General features: G+C 65.8%; 3 protein-coding genes and 1 pseudogene. 3 read left to right on the top strand and 1 reads right to left on the bottom strand.

From position 1 onward, the window contains the following. Window positions 1-249, top strand: a 249-nt coding sequence (locus ABZW16_RS43155; protein WP_354961955.1) for an iron-sulfur cluster assembly accessory protein, incomplete at its 5' end; no start/stop codon positions are given. A 206-nt stretch (window positions 250-455) separates the two neighbouring features. Further along, window positions 456-1,424 carry a carbohydrate kinase family protein gene (locus ABZW16_RS43150; protein WP_354961954.1) on the top strand — a complete coding sequence of 323 codons (969 nt, stop codon included), beginning with the start codon at window positions 456-458 and terminating at the stop codon, window positions 1,422-1,424. Between the two features lie 94 nt (window positions 1,425-1,518). Here ABZW16_RS43150 and asnB read toward each other — a convergent pair whose 3' ends face one another. After that, a complete protein-coding gene (gene asnB / locus ABZW16_RS43145; protein WP_354961953.1) occupies window positions 1,519-3,462 on the bottom strand; it encodes an asparagine synthase (glutamine-hydrolyzing) in 1,944 nt (647 codons plus the stop codon). A gap of 532 nt (window positions 3,463-3,994) precedes the next feature. On the opposite strand from asnB, the pseudogene ABZW16_RS43140 reads away from it, so the two are divergent. Further along, window positions 3,995-4,379, top strand: a pseudogene (locus ABZW16_RS43140) (cytochrome C oxidase subunit II); the annotation flags it as partial.

Genomic DNA, 4,379 nt, shown 5'->3' with positions numbered 1-4,379 from the left:
GCCCTGCGTATCGCCGTGCAGCCGGGCGGCTGTGCCGGCCTGCGCTATCAGCTCTTCTTCGACGACCGCTCGCTCGACGGTGACCTGACCGTCGACTTCCGCGGGGTCAAGCTGGCCGTCGACCGGATGAGTGCGCCGTACGTGCAGGGCGCCTCGATCGACTTCGTCGACACCATCGAGAAGCAGGGCTTCACGATCGACAACCCGAATGCGACGGGTTCCTGCGCCTGCGGCGACTCCTTCAACTGATCTCCGGAAGTCGATCGCCGGGTCCATCCGCGACCCGGCGATCTGCTGACCGCTCGTCCATGATGAGAATCGTGCGACACGCGCTGTTCGGCTGAATATTGGCGGCGGCGGGCAAGCGTATCCGGGGAGACGGGAAGGTACGGTAAAGACGGGGACCTAGTTTCCGAGTCTTCACCGTCTAGCCGCCTACCGAAGGGCTCAGCTTCGTGTCTATCGCCGTGTCCGCGTCCATTGCGACCGACCATCTCATGCGCTTCCCCGGAAGGTTCGCCGACGCGCTGCTGGCCGATCAGCTCGACCATGTATCGGTGAGCTTCCTCGTCGATGATCTGCAGATCCGCAAGGGCGGGGTCGCGGGCAATATCGCCTATGCCATGGGCGTACTGAACCGCACACCGCTGCTCGTCGGCGCAGTCGGCGCGGATTTCGGGGAGTACCGCGCCTGGCTGGAGAAGAACGGCGTCGATTGCTCCACCGTTATGATCTCCGAGCGGGCGCATACCGCGCGCTTCGTCTGCACAACCGATGACGATATGGCTCAGATCGCCTCGTTCTACCCGGGGGCGATGAGCGAGGCCCGCGATATCTCGATCGGTGAACTCGCCGAGGACCACACGCTCGACCTGGTGCTCATCGGTGCCAATGATCCCGAGGCCATGCTGCGGCACACCGCCGAATGCCGCGAACTCGGCATCCCGTTCGCCGCCGACCCGTCCCAGCAGCTGGCCCGCCTCGACGGCGATCAGTCCGTCCAACTGATCGACGGCGCCGCATACCTTTTCACCAATAAGTACGAGTGGGCGCTGCTGCTGCAGAAAACCGGTCTGAGCGAAGAGGAGATCGCGCGCAAGGTCGGCATCCGCGTCACCACACTCGGCAAGGACGGCGTGCAGATCGTCGACCGCGACGGCACCGAGGTGATCGTCGGCGTGGTCCCCGAGGTGAACAAGGTCGAGCCCACCGGCGTCGGCGACGCCTTCCGCGCGGGCTTCCTCACCGGCCACACCGCCGGACTCTCCCTGGAGCGCTCCGCCCAGTTGGGTTCGCTCATTGCGGTTCTCGTCCTCGAGACCATGGGCACCCAGGAGTGGACCCTCAATAAGGACGATGCCCTCGAACGCCTCACCGCCGCCTACGGCCCCGAAGCCGCCGCCGACATCAAGCCCCTGCTCTGACCTTCCTGGACCGCTCGCAGAACGGCCGCATCCACCACGTAGGTGGGTGCGGCCGTTTACGTTGTGCCGCACGCCGATTCGCGCGCGGCAGTGACTAGAGCGAAACGGGGTAGACCGGTTCCTGGATATCGGGGGTGATGCGGTGTTCGACGAAGATGCCGTGCCAGACCATGAAGACGAGCAGGGTCCAGAGGCGGCGGCTGTGGTCGCCGCGGCCTGCGCGGTGGTCTTCGAGCATGCCCTTGATCGCGCCCTTGTCGAGCAGATGATCGGTCTGCGATTCGGCGATCTGCAGATGGGCCCAGTCGTAGAGTTCGGTGCCGCGCAGCCAATGCCGCAGCGGGACCGGGAAACCCAGCTTCGCGCGGTGCAGCACATGCGGCGGGACGATGCCCTCCAGCGCCTGGCGCAGTGCGTATTTGGTGGTCTCCTTGGTAATCTTCTGCTCGTAGGGCAGCTGTTCGGCCACCTTCAGCACCTCGGAGTCCAGGAACGGCACCCGCAGCTCCAGCGAATTCGCCATGGTCATCTTGTCGGCCTTGACCAGGATGTCGCCGCGCAGCCAGGTGTAGAGATCCAGATGCTGCATGCGCGCCACCGGATCCCAGCCGCGCGACTGCGCGTAGATCGGCGCGGTGACGTCCTGATGGGTCCACTCCGGCCGGAATTCCCGCAGCACCGCACGCAACTGCGCGTCGCTGAAGCTGCGCGCGTTGCCGTAGTAGCGCTCCTCGAGGGTGCGTGAGCCGCGGTGCAGCAGGCTCTTACCGCGCGTACCGTCCGGAATCCGCTCCGACAGCCGGCCCGCCAGCTTGCGGACCCCGCGCGGCAGATATTCGAAGGGCTTGAGCGACAACGGTTCCCGGTAGATCGTGTACCCGCCGAACAGCTCGTCCGCGCCCTCACCCGAGAGCACCACCTTGACGTGCTTGCGCGCCTCCTTGGCCACGAAGTACAGCGGCACCAGCGCCGGGTCGGCCACCGGATCATCCAGGTACCAGACGATTTCGGGGATCGCCGCGGCGAATTCGGCGGGGGAGACCACCTTCACGATATGCCGCGCGCCGATCGCCTCCGCGCTCTCGGCCGCCACATCGACCTCGGAGTAGCCCTCACGTTCGAAGCCGGTGGTGAAGGTGATCAGCTTCGGGTTGTGCCGCATGGCCAGCGCCGCGACCGCGGTGGAGTCGATACCGCCGGACAGGAATGAGCCGACGGTCACATCCGCGCGCATGTGCTTGGCGACGGAGTCCTCCAGCGCCTCGGCGATCTCCCGGTAGCGGGCGCCCGCTGAGCCGGGAGCGAAGGCCCGCACCTTGAACTGCGGGTCGAAGTAGCGGGTGATCTTCGGCGCCTCGCCCGCCCGCACGGTCGCGTAGTGCCCGGATTCCAGGCGGCGGATGTCCTTGTGCAGCGTCTCCGGTTCCGGCACGTACTGCAGCACGGTGTAGTGCTCCAGCGCCCGCGGATCCAAAGCATCGGAGAGCCCGAGCGCGGGCAGCAGCTCCAACAGGCTCTTCTTCTCACTGCCGAACGCGGTCCCGCCGGGGCCGGTCGCCAGGAACAGGGGCTTGATGCCGAATGGATCGCGCGCCACGAACAGCTCCTGGGTCTGGGTATCCCAGATCGCGAACGCGAACATGCCGCGCAGCTTGCGCACGGCATCCGGACCCCAGTAGTGGAAGGCTGCGACGATCGCCTCGCCGTCGCCCTCGGTTTCGAAGATCTTGCCGTCCGGGAACTCCTCGGCATGCGCCTTCGCGAGCTCCGCGCGGATCTCGATGTAGTTGTAGATCTCGCCGTTGAAGGTGAGCGCGTAGCGCTCCCGATTCTCGGCCGGACCCCAGCGCAGCGGCTGGTGCGAATGCTCGATATCGATGATCGACAGGCGGTTGAAGCCGTAGATCACATGATCGTCGTGCCAGGTGCCGCGCTCGTCCGGGCCGCGATGGCGCACGCAGTGCAGGGCGTTGTACACCCGCTCCACGACGTCGTCGGTTGCCGCATCAGATGTCAGAAATCCGAGCAGTCCACACACGGCGTCGGCAACCTCGTTTCCTACTTGGTACGGGCACTGGCCCGAATCACTGGGTGGCTGCGCCCGATAGTGGTGGGCGCACAGGGCGAAATCTCGTGTCCGAGTATGCCGCACCGGGCGGATTCGTGTGTCGCGCCACTGGATCGTTCGCGATCACCGGTCCCGGGGACGCCCTCGCATCCAGGGTCCGAAATATTGTGTCCGCCTGCGTCGCACGTGCCGATTCCGGTCGCGGGGCACGCGCTGTACTGCGACGATGTCCGAGTGACCGGACCCGCCTCGGGATCGGTGGAGTGTCGAATCCGACCCGACGTCAAACGGGGCGCCGGTTTGGTCTACGCTGCGTAGTACTCAGGACATTCTTAGGTGGATCGTGCGCCGAAGCGGGCGAGCCGACCGGAATGCCCTGAAACGTGCTTAAGACGTACCGCCGGGCGATCGCAACCCGGGCCGGTGCACTGTCGGAATGTGTGGCGACCAGGAAGGCGTGAGCGTGGCGCACAAGGCGAGCGAAGAGATCGGGGCACGACCCGTGAAGGGTCGGCAGGGCCGCATCCTTCGGCGGGTCGGCTTGGCGGTGTCCTTGGGGATCACCGCGATGCTCGTCTCGGGCTGCTCGATCGACAATGTTTGGCTGCGATTCGGCTGGCCCTCGGGTGTCACGCCGCAGGCGACCCGGATGCGGGAACTGTGGACGTGGTCGGTCATCGCGGCATTGGCGATGGGTGTGCTGGTGTGGGGTCTGACCTTCTGGACCGTCACCTTCCACCGCAAGAAGAAGGACTCCCCGGAGTTCCCGCGCCAGACCGGTTACAACGTGCCGCTGGAGCTGACCTACACCGCCGTGCCGTTCGTCATCATCGCGGTGCTGTTCTACTTCACCGTGGTCGTGCAGAACTACGTGCACGAGAAGGTCG

Source organism: Nocardia sp. NPDC004604, from assembly GCF_040609795.1.
Taxonomy (GTDB): Bacteria; Actinomycetota; Actinomycetes; order Mycobacteriales; family Mycobacteriaceae; genus Nocardia.
This window is presented reverse-complemented; position numbering and strand designations above follow the sequence as displayed.